The following is a 22,131-nucleotide window of genomic DNA, read 5'->3' as shown; positions in this document are numbered from 1 at the left end:
ATGCACCTCGAAGGCCATGACAAGCGCGGCGGCGGTAGAGGCGTCGAAGTCAGCCGTCGCGTTCCGCGCCGACGAGGACGAAGGCCATCGTGACCGGTCGGCCGCTGCGGTTGCGCCAGCCGTGGCGGGTGCCGTTCTGGATCACGATGTCCCCTGTCGAGAGCCGGGTGCACTGGCCGTTATCGAGTTCGAGGACGATGTCGCCTTGCAGCACGATGCCGTAGTCCACGGTCGGCGTCGCGTGCATGCCGTCGGGCTCAATGAGATCCGCGATGCCGGGCGAGTCGGCGCGCTGCTCGCGGTCAAAAGCCACGGGGTCGAACGCCGGGTCGGCCATCGCGGTGTCCGGCGGGAAGGTCAGGACGATGAACCGCGTGCCGCCGGGCGTCGGGAGCAAGCTGGTGACCTTCGGTGTGGGATCCTCGCCGGTCCCGCTGACCGGTTGACCAGGTTCGGTGGCCCACGGCAGGCGCGACACCCAGCCCGGCAGACTCGTGAACTCCCGGCTGCGCGGGACGGGGCCGTCGCTGACGACGACCGACCTGCCGTTCTCGTCGTGGCCGGTGACGACTCTGCGCATGTGTCTCTCCTCGGTCGGTCGCGTCGGATCCGCGAGGCTGCCGGATCCGTCGAATAGGTTGTGCCGTCAGTCGGGCCGGCCGCTGCCGGGCTCGGTCGGCGCCCCGAGCGCGCTCGCCCAGGCGTCCAGCACGTCCGCCACCGTAGCGGCGGGCCCCCGGAGCAGGGCCGATGCCGCTGTGCGTACGAACAGCCGGTGCCGGTCGTCCGTGAGGTACTCCACCGGGGACTTGCCGTCCACGCGCGCGAGCAGCAGTGCCGGCAGCAGTGACGCGGCCCGCGCCTCCAGGGTCGGCCGGGGCTCCCAGGTGACGCAGCGGACGTACTCCTCGGTCAGTACCCGGGCGGACCGCAGGAGTTCGGCCCGGTGCCCGGGCATGACAAGGCTCTTGAGGAGCAGGTGGTTGACGCAGAAGGCGAGGTCGAAGGACGGGTCGCCGTACCAGGCGCACTCGGCGTCCAGCAGTACGGGTCCGGACGGTCCGACGAGGATGTTCTTTGGGCTGACGTCGCCGTGCACCAGGGCCAGGTGGGTCGTGGCCGTGCGATCGGCGAGGCCCTGGAGGATGGCCCCCAGGGCGGGGTGTGCGGCGGCGGTGGCCAGCAGGTACGGCTCGACGCGCAGCGCGAGGAAGTTGTCGTCGGTGGCGAACTCCGCGGCGAGGGCGGCGTCGCCGGCACTCGCGGCGTGCAGGGCTCCGAGCAGCTCTCCGACGGCCGCCGCGGTCGCCACACACACCCCGCCGTCCAGCAACTGCGCCTTCCACACGGGGTAGTGCTCGGGTGGCAGGAACGCCATCGCGAAGAGGCCGGCTTCGGGGTCGTGGGCCAGCAGATCGGGCACGCTGTCGGGGCGGTGGCGGGACGCGAAGCGCATCCACGCCCATTCGTAGGCGTTGCGCGACACCGGTGCCTGCCAGTCGGCGGCGACCTTGAGCTTGGCCAGGGCTCGTTTGACGCAGAGGGAGCGTCCTGGCAGGTCCACTCGCCACAGGTCGGACGAGACGCCCCCGGCCAGCGGCGTCCAACGGGCGGCTTCGTCGGGTCCGGCGAGCTGGTGGGCGGTCAGGAAGTCGGTCAGCGCGGGCTCCGGGCCCGGCTGCGCGGAGGGCCGGCTCATCGCTGGTCCCCCGGCCCTGCGGGCAGACCGCGGGGAGTGTTGCAGGCGTGGGCTGGCGCCTCGCCGGCCAGGATCCGTACGACCTCCTCGGCCGCGCGGCGGCGCAGTTCCGTGACCGAGGCGTCGGAGGAGAAGGCGATGTGCGGGGTGAGGAGTGCGCCCGGCTGGTCCAACAACGCGGCGGGGACGTGCGGTTCGGTCTCCAGGACGTCGAAAGCGGCTCCGTCCAGGTGCCCGCTGTCGAGCGCCTTGATCACCGCGTCGGTGTCCACCAGGCCGCCCCGGCTGACGTTGACGAGCAGGCCGCCCGGTGGCATGAGCGCCAGCTGATCCGCGCCGATGATGTGGTGCGTGCCAGGTGTGAGCGGCACGTGGAGGATCACCACGTTGCTGCGGCGCAGCAGCTCCTCCAGGCCCACCATCTCCACTCCGGGGGCGTCCTTCGGCGGGTGCGGGTCGTGGGCGAGGATCCGGCAGCCGAACGCGCCGAGCTTGCGGACGGTGGCGCGTCCGATGCGGCCGTATCCGACGACTCCGCAGGTCAGCGTCGACAGGCGGCGCAGGCGGGCGGCGGCGGGGTCCCAGCGGCCCGCGCGGACCTCCCGGTCGGACACGGCCAGGCCCCGCGTCCAGGCCAGGACCATGCCGACGGCGTGGTCGGAGACTTCGTCGACGCAGTAGTCCGGCACGTTGGTGACCCACACGCCGCGTTCGGTGGCGGTGTCCACGGCGATGTTGTCGAGGCCGACCCCGAGCCTGGCCACGATCCGCAGATCGCGCGAAGTGCCGATCGCGGTGGCGGAGACGGGGGCCCAGCAGGTCAGGATCGCGGCGGGCCGGTGCCCGGCCACCAGTTCCTCGATGGTCTCGGCGGAGGCGGGATCGGCAGGGCCGGTCACCAGGGTGTGGCCCGCCTCCTCGATGACCGATCGCTCGACGGAGTCGTCGGGCCAGGCGTAGTCGGTGAGCAGCACGGTGCTTGGGCGGCTCGGTGGGTTCATGGCAGGTCGTCCTCGCAGAGTCGTGCGGCCGCAGCGGACGGCCGGGTGTCATGTCCGGTCGCATCCGGTGAGCGGGTCTGGATCGCCATCGGTAAGGGCGGCCGTCGGCTTGTCCGTTGGGCCGTCGGCCGCCGTGGGCGGGCGGAGGGGGTTGCTGAGCTCGGGTCCGGTGTCGCCGGCGCTCGCCGACTTGTGGTCGGTGCGGGCGCCGCAGGACGTCCCTGGAACGGGTCACGAGATGCCGGGGCACGTCGAATCACTCTGTCACAGCCACGTGATGCTAACGATAGCACTATGGGGTTTCGACGCGTCAAGAGTGCGGCGTGCGCCCGTTCGCCGGCGTCCCTGCATCAGGGGCCGCGTCGAGCCGAGGAACGCTGCCATCGCGGGAAATAGAGGTACGCCGAAGAAATCCGGTGTTCACATCTTGACGCGCCGGAGACTTCCCCCTCATGGTTTCTGCCAGCGCCGCCCGTGTGGCCGATAAGTGTCCGCACGGGGTCCGGCTGTCGAAGACGCCATAGCCACGGACGTCCCCGACGGGCGATATACGGCTGAATTCCGCATGCGGTGTCCGACCGTGCGGCAGCCCGTCGCCCCCATTCCGCCTGACGACGTCACCATTGCCGTCGCCGGCCTGAGTCCGTGTTCAGCTCACCGCTTCTCGTCATCGTCCGTACCTCCGTGTACGGGCGATGGATCCGCCGCGGCCTGCCGCGGCCCATTCCTCCCCAGGAGCCGCTATGACTCACGCAGCGCAAGTCGACACCAGCGCGGTGCCCGCAAACAAAACGCAGGAAAGCAGCCGTGCCCCCATTTCCCGCCCGCTGATCGGCGTGGGCTTCCTGCTGGTGACCCTCTCCTACATGGTCAACGCGATGGACCGCCAGGTCTTTCCCCCGCTGCTGCCCAACATCCGTGCGGAGTACGGGTTCTCGCTGGAGCAGGGTGGGCTGCTGGCGACGAACTTCACCCTCGGCATGGCCCTGGCCGGCCTGCCCGCGGGCTATCTTCTGGACCGCTTCCGCCGCAAGACCGTGCTGCTGGTCAGCATCGTGATCTACTCCCTGGGCACCATGGCCACGCCACTGGCCACCGGTCTCGGCGACATGACCCTGTACCGGGTCATCTCCGGCTTCGGCGAAGGCATGCAGTCCGCCGCCATCTTCGCGGCGATCGGCGCCTTCTTCGCCCACCGGCGCGGCCTCGCCTTCGGTGTCATCGGCATGGGCTACTCCGTCGGCGTGTTCATCGCCCCGCTCATCGGCGTCCGGCTGACGAGCATGCACGGCACCTGGCACTCGCCCTTCTACCTGTTCGGCACGGCCGGGCTGCTGATCGCCGCCGCCTCCCTGTTCCTCGTCAAGACCAGCCTGACCGAGCACTCGGCCGAGAAGACCGTCTCGACCGGGACCTACGAGTACATGCCGGCCTCCGCCTACAACCGCAACACCGCCGCACTGGCCGTCCACTCGGTCACCAGCGGTGTGGCCATCTACGGGTTCCTCGGGCTCTACCCGACGTTCCTCATCACCTCGCTGCACTACAGCTCCGGTCAGGCCGCACTGGCGATGAGCTTCCTCGGTTTCGGCGGGATGACGGCCGTCTTCGGCGGCTGGCTCGGCGACCGCTTCAACCAGCGCAACCTGCTGATCATCAGCCTGCTGGCCGTCTCCGCCATCAGCGTGTGCATCTACGAGACGCACGCCGGAGTCGGCATGCAGTGCCTGTTCGCCTTCCTCATGGGCGCCTTCGGCCTGGGCTTCATCTACCCCAACACCAACAGCGCGATACAGCGCGCCGTCCGTCCCGCGCAGATCGGGCGCGCCTCCGGCCTCTTCGTCACCAGCTACTACGGACCGGCGGCGCTCTCGGGCCTGCTCTTCGCCGCCCTGGTGGACTCCTTCGGCTGGGACGGGGCCGGGCTGGTGCAGGTGACGGCGCTGCCACTGGTGGGCGCCCTGGCGCTGACCTTCGTGCGCCCCTCGCAGTTCAACAACGCGGTTCGCTGACGAGCCAGAACCGACACGCGTACCGGGGCCTGCCCACCGCCGAGCGGTGGGCAGGCCCCGGTACGCGTGTCGGCCCGTGGACGGCGGCAGTCAGAGGACCTCGGCCACCACCGGATTGCGCAGGATTCCAATGCCCTCGATCTCCACCTCGACCTCATCCCCTGGGCGGATCGGCCCGACGCCAGCAGGCGTGCCGGTCATGATCGCGTCGCCGGGCAGCAGTGTCAGGTAGCGGCTGAGGTAGCTGACGATCTCGGGAACGGCGAGCAGCAGGTCGGCGGTCGTCGCCGACTGCAAGACGGCGCCGTTCACACGGGTCGTCAGCGACAGGGCCGAGGGGTCGAGTTCGGTCGCGATGACCGGTCCGAGAGGGGCGAACGTGTCCTGCCCCTTTCCGATCAGCAGAGTTCCGAATTTGCTTTCCTTGCGCTGGACGATGCGGTCACTGACGTCATTGCCGCACGTATAGCCAAGGATGTACTCATGGGCCTCGGAAGGCTTCACATGGCGGGCTTCCCTCCCGATGACTACGACCAACTCACCCTCGAAATGGATCAGTTCACCGTCCGCCGGGTAGACGATGGAGTCATCCGGCCCAATCACCGCGGTGCTCGGCTTCATGAAGCACACGGGAACCTCCGGAACCTCACGCTCGGTCTCGTCAATGTGTGAGGCGTAGTTGTAGGCGAACCCGAAGATTCGGGGCCGCTCCAGCGGCGCGAGAATAACCACGTCGCCGACTTCGTCGACATCCCCCGTGTGGGCCAGTCCGTTGAAGGGGTCACCTTCGAATCTCGCAATCCTGGCGTCACCGGTCTCAAGTTCTCCGTAGTGACGCACACCGCCGACGGCATACCTGACGATCCGCACGGACACCTCCGCAACTGGGCAGCCGCGGGCGGCTGCACGGCCCATTCAGTAGTGCTAACGTTAGCATGAAGGTGATGATCAGCCGGGCGCCTCCACTTCGCCGACCACTGAGCGCGACGTGAGCGCTATCGTTGGCACACGGATAGTGACGGCACGGGATCAGCCAGTTCAAGGGGGCCTTACGTGATCACGACCAGGGACATCGCCGAACGCCTCGGAATCTCCGTCTCGACGGTCGGCCGGGCGCTCTCCGACGATCCCCGCATCAGCGAGGAGACCAAGTTCCGGGTCCGCCAGGCCGCTTCCGAGATGGGGTATGTCGGCAACCGCGCGGCCCGGATGATGCGCGGCGCGTCCAGCAACGTGGTCGCGCTGGTCATCCCGGACATCCGCAACAGCTTCTACTCGACGATCGCGCACGAGCTGTCCACGAACATGGAGGCCGAGGGCTTCCAGCTGATGCTCTCGGAGACCGACGACGACCGGATGGTGGAGCTGCGCCACCTGCGCGAACTGTCCGCCAACCGCGTCGCCGGCGTCATCATCGTGCCCACCGCCCGCCCGCACGGCGACTCCGTCAAACTCCTGCGCGGCCTCCCGCACCTTCAACTGCTGCGCCGTCACCCGTCACTGGGTTCCCAGTGGTTCGGCGTGGACGACCACGAGTCGCTGCGCCAGGCGGCGGCCCACCTGGTGGCGCTGGGCCACACACGCATCGCGTATCTGGGCGGGCCGGAGGAACTCCCCACGGGCGCGGAGCGTCTGCGCGGCTTCCGCAGCGCCCTGAGCGAAGGCGGTCTGCCGGATGACGCCGGGCGTACGGAACTGGGACCGCCGTCGTCCGTGGCCCACGGCCGCCAGGCGGTGCGCCGGCTGCTGGAAGGCCCGGACGCACCCACAGGTCTCGTACTGGGGTCGATCCAGCTCACCCTGGGGGTCCTGAAGGAGTTGTCCGAGCAGGGGGTGAAGGTGCCCGGGGAACTGTCCGTGGTCGGGTTCGGGGACGAGCCGGGGTTCTCCTGGTGGGGGCCCGGACTCACCACGATCGGCCTGCCGATCCAGGAGATGGCCACCGGCTGCGCGCTGTGGCTGCTGCGCCGGCTCAAGACCAAAGCGGGCAACGACGGCGCGTACACATCGGTTTCCCCCGGCTCGCTGATCCTGCGCGGCAGCACCGCACCTCCCGACGGAAAGGCTCCGTCCAGGTCCGTCTGAATCAGGAGCCGCCTCACCCGCGAACACCGAGGGATCCCGGAGCACATTGCTCCGGGCGCCCTCGCATGTGTGCCGCCAAGTCAGTACGTGCCGCTGCGCAGCCTCTGCATGACACGGGCGGTCCGCGCGAGTTCGTCGAGGACCTGCTCGGCGGCGGACTCGTGGATCTTGCCGGGCCTGAAATCGCCGTCCTCGACGAGCTGACCGACGAACGGGATGCTCACGGTCGGACCGATCGGCAGCATCCTGAGGTTCGCCACGATCTGCTTGCCCATCTGCACCGCGCGGGTGCCCGCCGAGACTCCTCCGTAGCTGACGAACCCGGCGGGCTTGTGCTGCCACTCGACGGCGAGGTAGTCCCACGCGTTCTTCAGCGGGGCGGGGAAGCCGCCGTTGTACTCCGGAGTGACGAAGACGAACGCGTCCGACGCGTCGACGATCCGGCTCCATTCGAGGGTGTGGCTCTTCGTGTACCGCTGCTGGGCGGGCGGATGCGGCTCGTCGTAGAAGGGAAGAGCGAGTTCGTGCAGATCTACGGTGTGCGACTCGAACTGGTCGTACTCCGCGGCCCGGAGGGCGAACCAGTCCGCGACGGATCTGCCCACACGTCCGGGGCGCGTGCTGGCCGCAACGGTGGTGAGGGTCATGGGCGCCGCGGAGGGCTGGGGTGTCATGGAGGATCGCTTTCCTGTCGGCCGGTATCCGGCCCGGCGGACCCACGCCGCCTGTGCTGTCCGTCCGTCCAGGAGAGCGTGGGTCCGCCGGAGTCTCTGCCGCAGCGCTCCGGATCGTGCGAACGATAGCATTCGTGTCTCAACAGGCCAAGGAGACGTAAACAAACGGCACGGCCACCGGTTCGAAGTCCGTCCCACCTCTTGACAGACGTGTCGCCGCTTTGCACGATTGCGCTATCGATAGCACGACTGAGGCGCGGTGGAAGAGCTGAACGAGCAACCCTCGTCGTCCTCCTTTTCCCTTTCCCCCTCTCGTTCGCGCCCAGCGCCACCGCGCCGTTTCCGGCACCGCCGCGAGGGCTGTCCGCCCGAGGACAGGCACGGGCAGCGCTCCGCGCCCGGATCGTCCGAACTCCGAAAGGTTGCACCGCCATGACAGACGCGCGGATCGCCCAGCTCCACGGCCGCAGGGTGTGGGACTCCCGCGGTCGGCCCACCGTCGAGGTCGAGGTCCACCTCGCGGACGGCTCGACCGGGCGGGCCATCGCTCCGGCGGGGGCCTCGACGGGGCAGGGCGAGGCGCTCGACCTGCGCGACGGAGGCAACCGCTTCGGCGGCCTCGACGTCCGGCGTGCAGTGGGCTCGGTGAATCACGAGATCGCTCCCGCGCTCATGGACCGCGACGCGACCGATCAGGAAGCCGTCGACCGGCTGCTGGTGGACCTCGACGGAACGCCCGACCGCAGCCGTCTCGGCGGCAACGCAATCGTGGCCACGTCCATGGCGGTCCTGCACGCCGCCGCCGCGTCGGCAGGCGTGCCCCTGTGGCAGCACCTGGCGGGCGGGCGCCCAGTCCGCATCCCCCTCCCCGAGATCCAGATCTTCGGCGGCGGCGCCCACGCGGACCGCCGGGTCGACGTCCAGGACTTCATGGTGGTCTGCCCCGCGGCGCGGAGCTTCTCCGAGGCCCTGGACTGGACCGCTGAGATCTACCGGGCCGCCGGCGGTCTGATGCGGCAGGCGGGCAAGGCCCAAGGGGTCGCCGACGAAGGCGGCTTCTGGCCCGCGTTCGACTCCAACGAGGAGGCGCTGGAGACGCTGACCCGAGCGATCGAGAGCGCGGGCTTCGCACCCTCGGCCCAGGTCGGCATCTCGCTGGACGTCGCGGCCTCGCAGTTCGGCAGCGGCGGACGGTACACGCTGGCCCTGGACGACCGCACCCTGGACACCGCAGCGCTGATCGACATGCTGGGCGGCTGGATCGAGCAGTATCCGATCATGTCCGTCGAGGACCCGGTGGGCGAGGACGACCACGAGGGCATGCTGGAGTTCACCCGGCGCTACGGCCACCGCTGCCAGGTGATCGGCGACGACTACCTGGTCACGAACGCCAAGCGGGTCGAGGCCGCGGCCACCGGCGGAACGGCGAACGCCGTCCTGATCAAGCCGAACCAGGCCGGCACCATCACGGAGGCGTTCCAGGCCCTGCGGGCCGGGAAGGAAGCGGGCTTCGGCACGATCGTCTCGGCGCGTTCCGGAGAGACCGAGGACATCACCATCGCCCATCTGAGCGTCGGCTGGGACGCCGGTCAGCTGAAGGTGGGCTCGTTCACCCGCTCCGAGCGCATGGCCAAGTGGAACGAGGTTCTGCGTATCGAGGAATCCCTCGGTGAATCCGCGGAATTCAGCGGCTGGTCCGCCTTCACATTCACCGGGTCCGGGCCCTCGACAGCCAGGCCGTAAAACAGCACCGCAGTATTACAGTCATCGAAATCCAGAGCCGATCCGAGCACGGAGACCAGCATGCTGCCACCCGTCAATCTGCGCCCGAGTTTCAATATCACCCGCTCCAGTCACGTGCGTCTCACGGTCGCGGACCTGGCCGAGAGCCGGAACTTCTACGTGAAGGTGCTGGGGCTGGTCGTCAGCGACGAGGACGAACGCACCTGCTACCTGCGCGGCCTGGCCGAAGCCTGTCACCACAGCCTCGTCCTGGAACTGGACGAAGAGGGCGCGGGCCAGTGCAGGAGGATCGGCTTCCGGGTGTTCTTCGACGAGGACCTGGACGTCGCGTACGCCTGGTTCCGTGAGCGGGGACTGCCCGCCGAGTGGGTCGACGTGCCGTACCAGGGCCGCACCCTGCACGTCAGCGACCCCATCGGCACACCGCTCGAACTGTGCGCCCACATGGAGACCCGGCCGCGGCTGCACATCGACTTCGAGCAGTACAAGGGCGCCCACGCGCAGCGGCTGGACCACTTTCAGACCTTCGCGCCCGACACCTACGAACTGTGCGCGTTCTACGGCGAACTCGGCTTCCGCAACTCCGAGTACCTGGAGCACGGCGACAAGCTGCTGGGTGCGTTCATGTACCGCAAGGGCACCTGCCTCGACCTCGCGATCGTCGAGAACACCGGACCCGCCCTGCACCACTTCGCCTACACCGTCTCCGAGAGCCACGACATCTTCACCGCCTGCGACTGGGCGGGCATCCTCGGCTACGGCGACGGCGTAGAGCGAGGTCCCGGTCGGCACGGTCCGGGCGGGATGCTCTTCACCTACCTCCGCGACCCCGACGGACACCGGGTGGAGATCTTCAACAGCCACTACCAGACGATCGACACCGAGATCGAGCCCGTGCGCTGGGACGCAGCATCGCTGAGCACCAACGCCCGCTGGGGCCTCCCGGCCCTGGAGAAGTGGTACTTCGAGGCGTCGCCCTTCGCGGGAGTGAAGCAGATCCCGCCGGCCCAGACGCCGAATCCAATGACGCTTGAGCGGTTCCTGCTCGAACAGTCCGCACGCTGACCTTCCGTACCTCCAGGAGTGACCATGGCACGAGTCCCCTACCTGCGCCGCGAGGACGCGGACGAGTCGCAGAAGCCCCTGTACGACCGGCTGGAAGCCGAGCGCAAGGTGCCGACGGCGAACATCTTCCTCGCCCTGGCCAACGCGCCGACCCAGCTGGACGGCTTCCTGACCTACGCCAACTCGCTGCGGGCCGCCGACCTCAGCCCCAGGCTGCGGGAACTGGCGATCCTGACCGTGGGGTACGCGACCCGGTCGGCGTACGAGGTCGCGCACCACCAGTCACACGCGCTGGGGGCCGGTCTCACGGAGGAACAGCTGGCGGCGGTGCCCGACTTCGAGTCGTCCGATCTGTTCGACGCGACGGAGAAGGCCGTGATGCGCCTCGCCGAGGAGTCCACGCTCCAGGTCGACGTCTCGGAGGAGACCTGGCGTGCCGCCGCCGACCGCCTGACGGACAAGCAGATGGTCGAACTGTCGCTGTCCATCGCCTGGTACAACTCCGGCGTCCGCATCATGGGGCTGCTGGGCATCGACCTTGAGGCCAATTACCCACACCCGTTCCCGAATTCGTAGAGGATTCTCGATATCTCCGCCCCGGCCGCTGGGACGGAGCGGTTCCAAGGAGTATTTCAATGGCGAAAATGCTCGCTGCACGGCTGCACGCACTCGGTGAGCCGATGTCCGTGGACACGATCGACAAGCCCACCCCGCGACCGACCGACGTGCTGGTGCGGGTCAAGGCGTGCGGGATCGTGCCGAACATGGCCAACGTGATCAACAACTGGCCGACCTGGTTCCCGCACCAGCCGTTGCCGAAGCTCCCCGCCATCTTCGGCCTGGACGCCGCCGGCGTGGTTGAGCAGGTCGGCGAGGCGGTGCTGCACACCAGACCGGGCGACCGGGTGTACGTCAACCCCCTGCGTTCCTGCGGAAGTTGCCAGGTGTGCCGGGGCGGTGAACTGAGCCGGTGCCGCTACTTCACCCTGAACGGCTACTTCAGCACCTCCCGTGACGGCCAGCGGATCTTCGACCTGTACCCCTACGGCGGCTTCGCGGAATCCATGACCGCTCCGCAGTACTCGATCGTCAACATCCCTGACAACATGACGTTCGAACAGGCTGGCAAACTGGGCTACATCGGCACGTCCTATGGCGCCCTCAAGAACGCCGCGGCCCGCCCCGGCCAGGTCGCGCTCATCGACGGGATCACGGGAACCCTCGGTGTCGCGTCGACCGTACTCGCGCTCGCCTCCGGAGCCTCCCGGATCCTCGGCACCGGCCGCAACGAGGAACTCCTCAAGCGCGTCAAGGAACTTGCCCCGGATCGCATCGAGGTCTTCCGCCTGGGTGACGGCTCCACGGGTGAGTGGGCGAAGTCCCGCACCGGCGGCGAGGGCGCGGATTACGTGATCAGCGCCCTCGGCGCCAAGGCGCCGGTGGAGACCATGCTCGACTCCATGCAGGGCGTCCGCCGGGGCGGCAGGGTGGTCAACGTCGGTGGCGTGGCCGACCGGCTGCCTGTGGACGTGAAGTGGCTCATGGACGAGCAGGTCCAGCTGATCGGCTCCAACTGGTTCAGCACCGCGCAGGGACAGGAACTCGCCGACATGGTGGCCACGGGCACCCTGGACCTGTCCTATCTGCAGGCCAAACCGTTCCCGCTGTCCCGCGTCAACGAAGCGATCTCGGGTCTCACGGACCGCGACGGCGGATTCAGCAACTACGTCGTCATCCCCTGACCTCCCCAGCTCACCCCGCGGCGGACCTGTTCTGCCCTGACGCCGCCGCGGGGTGTCCATCCCACCGGCCGTATGCACGGCCGGTACACCCAGCAGGACGGAGGAGCCGGTGGAACTGCGCTGGCTGGAATCGTTCGTCGTCGTCGCGGAGGAACTGCACTTCGCGCGTGCGGCGGACCGGCTGCATCTGGCTCCTTCGGCACTCAGCGCCCAGGTCAGAGCGCTGGAGTCGCACCTGGGAGTCCGATTGATCGACCGCGGACGACGCACTCGCCCGGCGCTCACCAGCGCCGGGCGGCTGTTCCTCGAAGAGGCACGGCTGACCCTCGCGCAGGCCGCCCGGGCGGAAGCGGTGGGCCGGCGTGCCGGTCGCGGCGAGCTCGGGCACGCCGAGATCGCCTACGTGGCCTCCGCCGCCTTCTCCGGTGTACTGACCGACGTCCTCAGCAGATGTACGGCCCTCGACACCCATCTCACGGTGCAGGTACGCGAGTTGGAGACCCCAGCCCAGCTGGAGGCCCTGTCCTGCGGGGACATCGACGTCGGCTTCCTGCGCTGGCGGCCCGAGTACCCGGCCGGGATCACGGCCACCTGCCTGCTCACCGAGGACGTCGTACTGGCATTGCCCAAGAGCGCCCCGCTGGCGGCGTACGAGGCGGTGCCGGCGGCGGAGCTGCGCCACGAGCAGTTCGCGGCCCCGTACTTCGACGAGGAGTACGGCTGCCGCGACCATGTCCTCGAGGTGGCGCAGCGGGGCGGCTTCAGCCCGCAGTGCGCACCTCCGGTACGGGACTTCATCGCCGCGCTCACCCTGGTCGGCGGCGGTCTCGCCGTGGCGCTGGTGCCCGACTCGCTGCGCCACGTACAGATACCAGGCGTCGCCTACCGCCCGCTGGCGGACGTAGCACTGACCACCCGGCTGGTGGGTGCCTACCGCAGGGGCGAAACCTCGCCCGCGGTGCGCGGCGTGATCCGCCGACTGCGGGAGGCTGCCGCGGCCACGATCACCGTCGGCTGACGTCGCGTACCCCAGCACGCGACCAGGCAGACGAAGAAGTGCGCAGTCCACGCTCCGTTCAGGGTGCCTTGACCCGCTTCCCGGCGGTGCTGTCATGCCCGTCCGCGGGCACTGTCCTCGATGACCGCGACCGCCTCCTCATCTCCCGCTTCTCCGGTTACCGGACCCGCCCTGGGCGTGCTCATCGTGGCTCGGCACGACAGGGTCGGTCAACCGCGAACCGGCGCATGTTTGTGCGTGGATGACGCACTGTCTGAGCAGGTCAGAGGGGTTGCAGGCGGTCTACGCTCGATGTGACCACAGACCGTGACGGCGTAGCTCGACCACCGCCGGACGGAGGACAGGCGGAGGAGCACATGACATCGATCAAGCACGTGGGAATCGTCGGCGCCGGCCAGATGGGCCGCGGCATCGCCGAGGTCTGTGCCCGGGCCGGTCTGCACGTCACGTTGTGCGACGTGACCGAGGACCGGGCCCGTGCCGGACTGGTGGGCGTGGCGGACTCCCTCCTGAAGGCCGAGAAGCGCGGCACCATCACCCCGGAGGAGCGCGCGCATGCGCTCGCCGGGATCTCGGTCGCCGGCGATCTCTCCCGCCTGGCGGGGGCGGACCTGGTGATCGAGGCCGCCGTCGAGGACGAGCGGGCCAAGACAGAGCTGTTCCGGCAACTGGACACCGTGGTCACCGACCCGGCCGCCGTGCTGGCCAGCAACACCTCCTCGATCCCCATCGCCCGGCTCGCGGCCGCGACCAGTCGGCCGCAGGCGGTGGTCGGCCTGCACTTCTTCAACCCGGTCCCCGTCATGCCGCTGGTCGAGGTGATCCCCTCCCTGCAGACCTCGAAGGCCACGGAACTGCGGGTGCGGGCCTTCGCGAACGAGACCCTGGGCAAGACCGCCATCGCCACGCAGGACCGTGCGGGCTTCGTGGTCAACTCCCTCCTTGTGCCGTACCTGTTGGCAGCGGTGCGGATGGTCGGCTCCGGCACCGCGACCGCGGAGGACATCGACACGGGGATGACGGCGGGCTGCGCCCACCCCATGGGCCCGCTGCACCTCGCCGATCTCATCGGCCTGGACACCGTGGCGGCGATAGGCGAGGCCCTGTACGAGGAATACCGGGAACCGCTGTACGCCCCTCCCCCGCTGTTGCGCCGCATGGTCGAGTCGGGGCTGCTGGGCCGTAAGTCGGGGCAGGGGTTCTTCAGCTACCAGACAGCCTGAGGACCCGCGCTGCGGAATACCGGCCGCCGTCATCGGCGTGAAGCGTGCGCCTCTCGGGGGGGGGCTCACTCCCCAAGCCATCTTCAAGGTGTGGCTGACTTGGGCAGCTGCATCATCCACGTCGGCGGGCTCCGCGAGCAGGGTGCCGATCAGAGTACTGGCCAGTGGCGAGGATCCAGTGGTACAGGCGATTTTCGCCAAGTTGTACCCGTGGCACCCAGCACCTCCGCCACGGGGCGTCGGGGATCCACAACGAGCTCGTCGGCTGCACGCACGAACGGATCCGGCGGCCGCCCAGCCCGGGGCGGAGTACGTCCCGTGTGCCGAAGGCTGAACACCAAAGCGCCCACGGCCAGGCTCCGTGGGCGCGGTGGTCTGCGGCGGCGTGCGTCCGACCGCGTGGTGGAAAGGTGAGTACCGCGGGGGCGGGGTCCCTCCCTGCGATACTCACCTGGATCATGGCCCGCCCGACGGCGGGCCTCTCCAGCTCACTGGCGGCGGGCAGTCACTTCCTGCGTGAGCTGGGGCGCCACCGCGAACAGGTCGCCCACCACGCTGTAGTCGGCGAGGTCCAGGATCGGCGCCTCCGGGTCCTTGTTGACCGCGACGATCGTCTTGGAGGTCTGCATCCCGGCGAGATGCTGGATGGCCCCGGAGATCCCCAGGGCGATGTACAGCTGGGGGGAGACGGTCTTGCCGGTCTGCCCGACCTGGTACTGGTGCGGGTAGTACCCGGCGTCCACTGCGGCGCGGGAGGCGCCCACCGCACCTCCCAAGGCGTCGGCCAGCTCCTCCACCACCTCGAAGCCCTCCGCTCCCCCGACACCGCGACCTCCGGAGACGACGACGGTCGCCTCCGTGAGCCCGGGCCGGTCGCCCACAGGGGTGTCGCGCCGGGCAGTGATGCGGGCCGACGCCGCGGGGTCGACCGCCGGCAGCGCGAGTGTCCGCTGAACGGGGTCCGCGGGATGTTCCTCCGGTTCGAAGGCGCCCGGGCGCACGCTGATCACCGGTATGCCATGGGTGACCTGGGAGCGGACCGTGTACGACCCACCGAAGACGATCTGGGTGACCACACCGGAGGAATCCAGGTCGACCGCGTCGATCAGCAGTCCGGCGTCCAGACGTGCGGCGAGACGCGCGGCCACCTCCCTACCGTCCGCCGTGGCGGAGACCAGGACGGCGACAGGAGCTACTTCTCGGACCGCCAGCTCCAGGGCATCGACTGCGGGCGTGACAAGGAACTCGGCAGCTTCGGCGGACTCCGCCGCGTGGACGCTCGTGGCGCCATAGCGAGCGAGGGAATCCGTAAGACGCGCCGCCGTGCCGGGAGTTCCGACGACGACGGCACCGGGGTCCCCCAACCTCCGTGCGGCGGCCAGGAGTTCGTACGTGGATGTGTTGACACGTTCCCCGTCGTGGTCGACGAGCACGAGGACATCGGGCATGAGGTGCCTGTCTTCTTTGTTCTTGGGCGGGTTTTTCTTGACGGGGCGGTTCAGAGCAGCTTCTGGCCGATCAGGTACGCGGCGAGGGACAGACCAGCGGAGCCGTCGTCCGTGATGCGGGTTCCGGCGGCTCGCGCGGGACGCGGCACGGCCTCCACCACACGAGTGCGGGTCACGCGGAATCCGGCGTCGCCGGTATCGGGGAACAGGTCGTCGAGGTCGACCGTGGCCACCGGCTTCTTCTTGGCGGCCATGATCCCCTTGAACGAGGGGTAGCGCGGCTCGTTGGTCTTCTCGGTGACGCTGACCAGCGCGGGTAGCGGCGCGTCCAGCGTCGTCCGGCCGTTCTCGGTCTCCCGCTCGGCGCGCACCCGTCCCGCGTCCACGTCCAGCTTCCGCACGTGGGTCACCTGCGGCATGGCAAGGAGGTCTGCGACGACGGCGGGAACCGCGCCGGCCTGACCGTCGGTGGTCGCGTTGCCGACGAGCACCAGGTCGACGTCCGCCACGGTCCGCACGGCGGCTGCCAGGACCTGCGCGGTGGTCAGCACGTCGGCGCCGCGCAGCCTGTCGTCGCAGATGTGGATGCCGCGGTCGCCGCCCATCGCAAGGACCTTGCGGATGGCGTCGCGCGCGGACTCGGGTCCCATGGAAACGACGGTGACGTGGGCGTCCGAAGTGTCCTTCAGTCTCAGAGCCTCTTCGGCGGCACGCTCGTTGATCTCGTCCAGGACGGGTTCAGTGTCCTCCCGGTTGAGGGTGTGGTCGGTGTGGGACAGGGTGCGTTCGGCGCCGGAGTCCGGGACCTGCTTGACGAGTACGACGATGTTCACGGGTGTCCTCCCTCCGCCTTCGGCGATCAGCGGAATGCGGGCTGGCCAGTGATCGCCTGGCCGACAACGAGGGTGTGCATCTCGCTGGTGCCTTCGTAGGTGAGGACGGACTCCAGGTTGTTGGCGTGCCGCAGCGGCGAGTACTCCAGGGAGATGCCGTTGGCCCCGAGAATGGTGCGGCACTCCCGTGCGATGGCGATCGCTTCTCGTACGTTGTTGAGCTTGCCGACGCTGATCTGCTCGGGCCGGATGCGGTGCTGGTCCTTGAGCCGGCCCAGGTGGACGGCGAGCAGTGCCGCGTTGCCCAGGGTCACGCTCATGTCGGCGAGCTTCTTCTGGGTCAGCTGGAAGGCACTGATCGGCTTGTCGAACTGGACCCGGGAGTCGGCGTACTCGATGGCCGCCTGCAGTGAGTCGCGGGCCGCGCCGACCGCGCCGAACAGGATGCCGAAGCGGGCCTCGTTCAGACAGGACAGTGGCCCACGCAGACCTTCCGCGAGGGGCAGCCGCGCCGCGTCGGGCAGCCGGACGTTGTCGAAGTACAGCTCCGAGGTGATGGACGCGCGCAGCGACATCTTGTGCTTGATGTCCTGCGTGGTGAAGCCGGGCGCTCCACGCGGCACGAGGAAGCCGCGGATGCCGTCCTCGGTCTGCGCCCAGACGGTGGCCACGTCGGCGATGGAGCCGTTGGTGATCCACATCTTGGAGCCGTTCAGGATCCAGTCGGCGCCGTCGCGGACGGCCCTGGTGCGCATTCCCGAGGGGTTGCTGCCGAAGTCGGGCTCGGTCAGGCCGAAGCAGCCGATCGCCTCACCGGCGGCGAGCCGGGGCAGCCACTCCTGCTTCTGCTCCTGCGAACCCCACTTCCAGATCGAGAACATCGACAGCGAGCCCTGCACCGAGACGAAGCTGCGGAAACCGGAGTCCGCCGCCTCCAGCTCCATGCAGGCGAGGCCGTAGCTGACCGCGTTCGACCCGGCGCAGCCGTACCCTTCGAGGTGCATGCCGAGCACCCCCAACTTGCCTATTTCAGGGGCGAGTTCGCGGGCGAAATGCGCGTTCTCGAACCACTCACCGATATGCGGGCGCACCCGGTCGGCGAGGAACTTGGCGACCGTGCTCTGGATCTCGCGTTCCTCGTCGGTGAGGGTGGAGGCGAGGTCAATCAGGTCGAGGGGGTCCTTCATCGGCTTGCGGCTCATCATGGGGCTCCTGGTGGTTGCGGTGTGCGGTTCGGTCGTGGCGGCTGCGCGGGGAACGGTCGGACGACCGGTCTGTCCCACGCTCAGCCGTGGTGGGGAAGGCCGTGGAAGATCTCCGCGGTGTGCTGGCCCAAGTGCGGCGGTGGCAAGCGGTACTGCGCCGGCGTGCCGCTCAGCGCGATGGGGCTTGCGACCTGGCGGGAGTGCCTGCCGCGTGTTTCATCGGCGGCGATATCGACGATGCCTGGCAGGCCGAGGTTCTGGGCGAAGGCGAATGCCTCGTCGAGGGTGTTGACCGGCCCGGCCGGCACCCCGGCGGCCAGCAGGACGGCCGACCAGTGGTCCGCGCCGTCGGCACCCAGGCGTTCGGTCAGGATGTCCCGGAGTTCGGCACGGTGGGCGACCCGGTCGGCGTTGGTGCGGAAGCGGTCGTCGAGCGCGAGATCTGGATCCTTCACGGCCTTGGCGAGCGCCGCGAACTGGCGGTCGTTGCCCACCGCGATCGCGATCGGACGATCGGCGGCCGGGAAGGTCTCGTACGGGGCGATGCTCGGGTGCGCGTTGCCCATCCGGCCGGGGACCACGCCGGCGACGGCGAACGCCGACGCCTGGTTGACCATGGCGGACAGCAGGGAGCTGAGCAGGTTCACTTCCACGTGCTGCCCCTCCCCGGTGGCGTCCCGGTGGCGGAGAGCGGCGAGGATGCCGAGCGAGGCATGCAGGCCGGTGATCACATCGACCAGGGCCACGCCCGCCTTCACCGGCTCCCCGGCCGCGTCGCCGGTCACGCTCATCAGACCGCCGACGGCCTGCACGAGCAGGTCGTATCCGGGGATCGCCGCGCCCGGACCGCTGCCGAAACCGCTGATCGAGCAGTAGACCAACTCCGGGTGCCGGGCGCGGAGTTCGCGAGGTCCCAGCCCGAGCCGTTCCATCGTGCCGGGCCGGAAGTTCTCCACCAGCACGTCGCACTCGGCGACCAGGGCACGGGCCTGTTCGAGGCCGGCGTCGGTGGTGAGGTCCAGGACGACGGACTTCTTGTTCCGGTTGACGCTCAGGAAGTAGGTCGACGTGCCGTCCTGATCCGCCGGGGGATGCCAGGCTCTGGTGTCGTCCCCGATGCCCGGCCGCTCGACCTTCACCACGTCGGCACCGAGGTCGGCGAGGAGCATCGTGGCGTAGGGGCCGGCGAGTACCCGGGAGAAGTCGGCGATGCGCAATCCGTCCAACGCGCCGTGCCCCGCTCCGCCGAGAACGCCGGTTTGGCCGTCCGGTGCGTCGTGCTGGGTGCCCATGCCCCCTCTTCTCTGGTCGTCCCGCGCGTACGGGGTGGCTGTGTCTCGGCCGCTTCCTGCTACCACCAGCGCTCCACTGGTGATGCCGGGTGGGTGAGTGCGACGAGGGGCAGTCCCTGGCCGAGGGGGGCGACGGACCGTACGACACTCACCCGTGATCCCACCCCGACCACGACCGGCGCCGTCCCGGTGACCTGGCAGAGCAGGTTGAAGCCCTCGTCCATCGCGACGAACCACGTGTTGAGCTGGGCATGGCCATTGCGGCGAACGACGACCCCGAAGCGCGCACTGCGCTCCCGGGTGAAGGCCATGGCCCCGCAGGCACGGCAGAACGAACGGCGGTAGGCCGCCGTCCCGCACCAGAGACAGCGCTGGAAGAAGAGCTCGCGGCAGACCGTCGGTGCACTCGACATGGCGGCCGTGGCAGTGGCTGCGGTGGCGGCCTCGTGGCCATCTGAGAACTCGGCATGTCTACGGGTCCCTGTCTGGAACATCACGGCCTCCTGCACGCAGTTCGGTAACCGGAAACGGGTGTCGGAATCCGATGTGGCTCCATCACCCTGGCCCCGGCGCGAGTCACCGGTCAACGACGTACTGACGCATCTTTGTGCGCGGAAACCGTTCCGTTCACCGAGGTCAGAGCCGGTTTCCCGGCGCTACTCTCGCAACGGAGCCCTGGTGGTCATGAGCGGCGCCCGCCAAGGTTTCTGAAGGTCCGGTGAGGCCCCGAGGTATACGCTCGGATCAGGGGATTGGCTCTCTGGAGCGGCAATGGGAGACGAGGGACATCTCGCGAGGTCATCGAGCCCCGTGACGGCTCTCGACACCGGTGACCGGATACTCGCCGCAGGGCTGCGGCAGACGGTGCACGAGCTGCAGGCAACGACCGGTACTGCGATGGTTCCCCTCGATGACGGGCAGACGCTGGCCAACGTCGTCGTGGTGGGCGACCCGCTGTCGATCTTCACCGTGGCGGACCACCACCCGGTGAACGACGATCGATACACCGGAGCCGTGGCCTACCGCACCGGACGCCAGTGCGTACGCGTTCTGGGCGAGACTCCCAGCGGTGTCCGACCGGCCATACCGTTCCCGTATGCGATAGTCGCCACCCCATTGGTCGGCCACGACGGGCAGTCATTGGGGGTCATCGTCCTTGTCTGGGCCGATCCTGTCGAGTGGGCGGCCATCTCCGCCAGGGTGCAAAACCGCTGCGCGATCCTGGCAGAGGAACTCGCCCGTACTCTGCACCTGCGGGGCGGCCTGCCTCTACGAACGCACAGCCCTGGGGCGCCACGATTCATCCTGCCCCTGCCCGCCGGACAGGACGTGCTGCACGAGTCGGCGAGCCTGTCGCTCGTGTATCAGATCACGCGATTCGCCGCACAACTCAGTCAGGCTCCGAGCCTTCGGGATGTCGTCGAAACAGCGATCGCACGGATCATGGAACCCTTCGGAGCCCAGTGCCTCGCCATCTCGGTGATCGATGAGGGACGACCACGACTGCTCGGCTACAGCGGAGTCGGCCCCGCGCTCGCGGTGCGGCTGACCAGCGCCTCGACGGGCACGCTGGAAGAAGGGACGGCCATCGGCCCGGGGCCGTCCGTGGACCGACCCCTGTTCTTCGAGACGGTGGAAACGGACGGACCGATAGCCGCCTACTGCCTGCTCCCCCTGACCATCGACGACCATGAGACAGGGACCCTCGCCCTCGGTTTCGACCACCCTCGCGACTTCCGGGCGGAGGAGCGAGCCGCCCTGGCCACGGTGGCACAGCTACTGGCCCAGTCCATCGGGCGGGCCCGACAGTTTGAGACCGAACGCCGAATGGCCCAGGCACTCCAGCAGGGCCTGCTGCCCCACGCTCTCCCCCATCACGGTGAAGTGGACGTCGCCGCCCGTTACGTCACATCCACGATCGGTGCCGTCGGCGGCGACTGGTACGACGTGGTCAACCTGCCTGACGGCCGTGTCGGTCTGGTCATCGGCGACGTCGAGGGACACACATCCCGCGCGGCGGCGACCATGGGCCAGATCCGCAGCGCGATCCGCGCGTACGCCGCAGAGGGCCACCGCCCCGCAGACGTACTGACCCGCACCAACCGGCTGCTCGCGGATCTCGGTGCCGACCTGCTCGCCACGTGCTGCTGCGTGTGGCTGGACCTCGAAGCCGAAGCCGCCGAGATTTCCTCGGCGGGACACCTGGCGCCGCTGCTGGGCCGCCCCGGCGACCGCTTCGCGGCACCTGAACTTCCCCAGGGAATTCCGCTGGGCGTCCAGCCCGACACCTGCTACACGTCCGCGCAGACCCCGGTCCCGGAGGGAACCATCCTCGTGCTGTACACGGACGGGTTGGTGCGCTCGCATTCGGTGCGGCTCGATGACGGCATCGCGGAGCTGCACGCGCGGCTCGCGGCATCCGGCGGCTCACGGCTGGAGGTACTGGCCGATGGACTGCTGGAGATCACCGGCACCGACAACCGGCGAGACGACGACGCGGCGGTGCTGATCGCACAGTTCGTCGGCCTCCACGCCGGCCGGCGCCAGCGGGTGGGACGGACGTTCGTCCAGCGCCACGATCTCCGTGCTGTCGGCGATGTCCGCAGGTTCCTGCGCGAGCAGGCACGGAAGTGGAACTGGGAAGCCGTCTCATCAGATCTCGAACTGGCCGTCACCGAACTGGTCACCAACGCTCTGGTGCACGCCCACAGCGAGGTCGAGGTCCGGCTGCGCGAGTACACCGACCGGCTGCGGGTGGACGTGCGCGACTCCGATCCGCGACCTCCGTTGACGGCGCCCGTACTCGCCTCCGGTGAGGCGGACAACGAGTCGGAACACGGACGCGGACTCCTCATCGTCGACGCCCTGGCCTCGTCATGGGGCAACTCGCCCAGTGGGCGCGGCAAGTCCGTCTGGTTCGAACTGAGCAGACCATCAGCCTCCGACGAATAGGGCAAAGCCCGGCGCAGCGGCGAATAGGCTGGGCTCGCGGCGCTCACCGGAACACCGGTACCCCGCAAGAGCATGGCTTCCGGTTGAGGCTGCCGCGGACGGGGAGTTCGTGGCGAGGCGGTTGAAGATCTTCCATCAG

19 protein-coding genes are annotated in these 22,131 nt (G+C 69.0%); 9 read left to right on the top strand and 10 right to left on the bottom strand.

Annotation, left to right across the window (positions count from 1 at the left end; translation table 11 throughout):
* Positions 1 to 49 precede the first annotated feature (49 nt).
* The 3 genes from OH768_RS53250 to OH768_RS53240 all read right to left on the bottom strand — a co-directional run bounded on the left by OH768_RS53250 (position 50) and on the right by OH768_RS53240 (position 2,700).
* Entirely contained in the window at positions 50 to 580 is a 531-nt protein-coding gene (locus tag OH768_RS53250; protein WP_406464864.1) for a cupin domain-containing protein, read from the bottom strand.
* Positions 581 to 646: 66 nt separating this feature from the next.
* Positions 647 to 1,699 (bottom strand): phosphotransferase family protein, encoded by a 1,053-nt coding sequence (locus OH768_RS53245; RefSeq protein ID WP_406464862.1) that lies wholly within the window; start codon positions 1,697 to 1,699, stop codon positions 647 to 649.
* On the bottom strand, positions 1,696 to 2,700 hold the full coding sequence (locus OH768_RS53240; RefSeq protein ID WP_406464861.1) for a C-terminal binding protein: 1,005 nt from the start codon (positions 2,698 to 2,700) through the stop codon (positions 1,696 to 1,698). Before OH768_RS53240 ends, OH768_RS53245 begins: the two co-directional genes overlap by 4 nt.
* 743 nt (positions 2,701 to 3,443) lie before the next feature.
* Between OH768_RS53240 and OH768_RS53235 the strand changes: the two genes are divergently transcribed.
* A complete protein-coding gene (locus OH768_RS53235) occupies positions 3,444 to 4,712 on the top strand; it encodes an MFS transporter (RefSeq protein WP_406464860.1) in 1,269 nt (422 codons plus the stop codon).
* Between the two features lie 90 nt (positions 4,713 to 4,802).
* Here OH768_RS53235 and OH768_RS53230 read toward each other — a convergent pair whose 3' ends face one another.
* Positions 4,803 to 5,582: a fumarylacetoacetate hydrolase family protein gene (locus tag OH768_RS53230; RefSeq protein WP_406464858.1), complete on the bottom strand. Its 780-nt coding sequence runs from the start codon at positions 5,580 to 5,582 to the stop codon at positions 4,803 to 4,805.
* A gap of 183 nt (positions 5,583 to 5,765) precedes the next feature.
* Here OH768_RS53230 and OH768_RS53225 point away from each other — a divergent pair, with 183 nt between their 5' ends.
* Positions 5,766 to 6,797 carry a LacI family DNA-binding transcriptional regulator gene (locus tag OH768_RS53225; RefSeq protein WP_406464856.1) on the top strand — a complete coding sequence of 344 codons (1,032 nt, stop codon included), beginning with the start codon at positions 5,766 to 5,768 and terminating at the stop codon, positions 6,795 to 6,797.
* Positions 6,798 to 6,877: 80 nt separating this feature from the next.
* On the opposite strand, the gene OH768_RS53220 is transcribed toward OH768_RS53225, so the two are convergent.
* Positions 6,878 to 7,471: an NADPH-dependent FMN reductase gene (locus OH768_RS53220; protein WP_406464855.1), complete on the bottom strand. Its 594-nt coding sequence runs from the start codon at positions 7,469 to 7,471 to the stop codon at positions 6,878 to 6,880.
* 432 nt (positions 7,472 to 7,903) lie between these two features.
* Here OH768_RS53220 and eno point away from each other — a divergent pair, with 432 nt between their 5' ends.
* The 6 genes from eno to OH768_RS53190 all read left to right on the top strand — a co-directional run bounded on the left by eno (position 7,904) and on the right by OH768_RS53190 (position 14,262).
* The gene (gene eno, locus OH768_RS53215) at positions 7,904 to 9,214 is read left to right on the top strand and encodes a phosphopyruvate hydratase (RefSeq protein WP_406464854.1); all 1,311 of its coding nucleotides are present in this window, start codon (positions 7,904 to 7,906) and stop codon (positions 9,212 to 9,214) included.
* Positions 9,215 to 9,274: 60 nt separating this feature from the next.
* Positions 9,275 to 10,279, top strand: a complete 1,005-nt coding sequence (locus OH768_RS53210; RefSeq protein ID WP_406464853.1) for a VOC family protein — start codon at positions 9,275 to 9,277, stop codon at positions 10,277 to 10,279.
* A gap of 24 nt (positions 10,280 to 10,303) precedes the next feature.
* Entirely contained in the window at positions 10,304 to 10,855 is a 552-nt protein-coding gene (locus OH768_RS53205; protein ID WP_406464852.1) for a carboxymuconolactone decarboxylase family protein, read from the top strand.
* A gap of 59 nt (positions 10,856 to 10,914) precedes the next feature.
* Entirely contained in the window at positions 10,915 to 12,021 is a 1,107-nt protein-coding gene (locus OH768_RS53200) for an alcohol dehydrogenase catalytic domain-containing protein (RefSeq protein WP_406464851.1), read from the top strand.
* Between the two features lie 109 nt (positions 12,022 to 12,130).
* Entirely contained in the window at positions 12,131 to 13,039 is a 909-nt protein-coding gene (locus tag OH768_RS53195) for a LysR substrate-binding domain-containing protein (RefSeq protein WP_406464849.1), read from the top strand.
* Between the two features lie 356 nt (positions 13,040 to 13,395).
* The gene (locus OH768_RS53190; protein ID WP_406464848.1) at positions 13,396 to 14,262 is read left to right on the top strand and encodes a 3-hydroxybutyryl-CoA dehydrogenase; all 867 of its coding nucleotides are present in this window, start codon (positions 13,396 to 13,398) and stop codon (positions 14,260 to 14,262) included.
* Positions 14,263 to 14,750: 488 nt separating this feature from the next.
* Here the strand turns inward: OH768_RS53190 and OH768_RS53185 are convergent, their stop codons facing one another.
* From OH768_RS53185 to OH768_RS53165, 5 genes are all read right to left on the bottom strand, one after another.
* The gene (locus OH768_RS53185; protein ID WP_406464846.1) at positions 14,751 to 15,710 is read right to left on the bottom strand and encodes an electron transfer flavoprotein subunit alpha/FixB family protein; all 960 of its coding nucleotides are present in this window, start codon (positions 15,708 to 15,710) and stop codon (positions 14,751 to 14,753) included.
* A gap of 50 nt (positions 15,711 to 15,760) precedes the next feature.
* On the bottom strand, positions 15,761 to 16,543 hold the full coding sequence (locus OH768_RS53180; protein ID WP_406464844.1) for an electron transfer flavoprotein subunit beta/FixA family protein: 783 nt from the start codon (positions 16,541 to 16,543) through the stop codon (positions 15,761 to 15,763).
* Between the two features lie 26 nt (positions 16,544 to 16,569).
* On the bottom strand, positions 16,570 to 17,748 hold the full coding sequence (locus tag OH768_RS53175; protein ID WP_406464842.1) for an acyl-CoA dehydrogenase family protein: 1,179 nt from the start codon (positions 17,746 to 17,748) through the stop codon (positions 16,570 to 16,572).
* A gap of 80 nt (positions 17,749 to 17,828) precedes the next feature.
* The gene (locus OH768_RS53170; protein ID WP_406464841.1) at positions 17,829 to 19,040 is read right to left on the bottom strand and encodes a CaiB/BaiF CoA transferase family protein; all 1,212 of its coding nucleotides are present in this window, start codon (positions 19,038 to 19,040) and stop codon (positions 17,829 to 17,831) included.
* A 59-nt stretch (positions 19,041 to 19,099) separates the two neighbouring features.
* Positions 19,100 to 19,453, bottom strand: a complete 354-nt coding sequence (locus tag OH768_RS53165) for a hypothetical protein (protein ID WP_406464839.1) — start codon at positions 19,451 to 19,453, stop codon at positions 19,100 to 19,102.
* Between the two features lie 397 nt (positions 19,454 to 19,850).
* Between OH768_RS53165 and OH768_RS53160 the strand changes: the two genes are divergently transcribed.
* Positions 19,851 to 21,992, top strand: a complete 2,142-nt coding sequence (locus OH768_RS53160) for a SpoIIE family protein phosphatase (RefSeq protein ID WP_406464838.1) — start codon at positions 19,851 to 19,853, stop codon at positions 21,990 to 21,992.
* Positions 21,993 to 22,131 lie beyond the last annotated feature (139 nt).

It is taken from the genome of Streptomyces sp. NBC_01622 (genome assembly GCF_045209635.1).
In the GTDB taxonomy this organism is placed as follows: Bacteria; Actinomycetota; Actinomycetes; order Streptomycetales; family Streptomycetaceae; genus Streptomyces.
Note: the sequence above shows the minus strand (reverse complement) of the source record. Positions and strands in the feature narration are given on the sequence as shown.

Bases quoted from the DNA above. Each gene is read 5' to 3' on its own strand.
- OH768_RS53190 (WP_406464848.1), top strand. From the start codon at position 13,396: ATGACATCGATCAAGCACGTGGGAATCGTCGGCGCCGGCCAGATGGGC.
- OH768_RS53210 (WP_406464853.1), top strand. From the start codon at position 9,275: ATGCTGCCACCCGTCAATCTGCGCCCGAGTTTCAATATCACCCGCTCC.
- OH768_RS53175 (WP_406464842.1), bottom strand. From the start codon at position 17,748: ATGATGAGCCGCAAGCCGATGAAGGACCCCCTCGACCTGATTGACCTC.
- OH768_RS53220 (WP_406464855.1), bottom strand. From the start codon at position 7,471: ATGACACCCCAGCCCTCCGCGGCGCCCATGACCCTCACCACCGTTGCG.
- OH768_RS53185 (WP_406464846.1), bottom strand. From the start codon at position 15,710: ATGCCCGATGTCCTCGTGCTCGTCGACCACGACGGGGAACGTGTCAAC.
- OH768_RS53170 (WP_406464841.1), bottom strand. From the start codon at position 19,040: ATGGGCACCCAGCACGACGCACCGGACGGCCAAACCGGCGTTCTCGGC.
- OH768_RS53250 (WP_406464864.1), bottom strand. From the start codon at position 580: ATGCGCAGAGTCGTCACCGGCCACGACGAGAACGGCAGGTCGGTCGTC.
- OH768_RS53240 (WP_406464861.1), bottom strand. From the start codon at position 2,700: ATGAACCCACCGAGCCGCCCAAGCACCGTGCTGCTCACCGACTACGCC.
- OH768_RS53235 (WP_406464860.1), top strand. From the start codon at position 3,444: ATGACTCACGCAGCGCAAGTCGACACCAGCGCGGTGCCCGCAAACAAA.
- OH768_RS53165 (WP_406464839.1), bottom strand. From the start codon at position 19,453: ATGTCGAGTGCACCGACGGTCTGCCGCGAGCTCTTCTTCCAGCGCTGT.
- eno (WP_406464854.1), top strand. From the start codon at position 7,904: ATGACAGACGCGCGGATCGCCCAGCTCCACGGCCGCAGGGTGTGGGAC.
- OH768_RS53245 (WP_406464862.1), bottom strand. From the start codon at position 1,699: ATGAGCCGGCCCTCCGCGCAGCCGGGCCCGGAGCCCGCGCTGACCGAC.
- OH768_RS53200 (WP_406464851.1), top strand. From the start codon at position 10,915: ATGGCGAAAATGCTCGCTGCACGGCTGCACGCACTCGGTGAGCCGATG.
- OH768_RS53205 (WP_406464852.1), top strand. From the start codon at position 10,304: ATGGCACGAGTCCCCTACCTGCGCCGCGAGGACGCGGACGAGTCGCAG.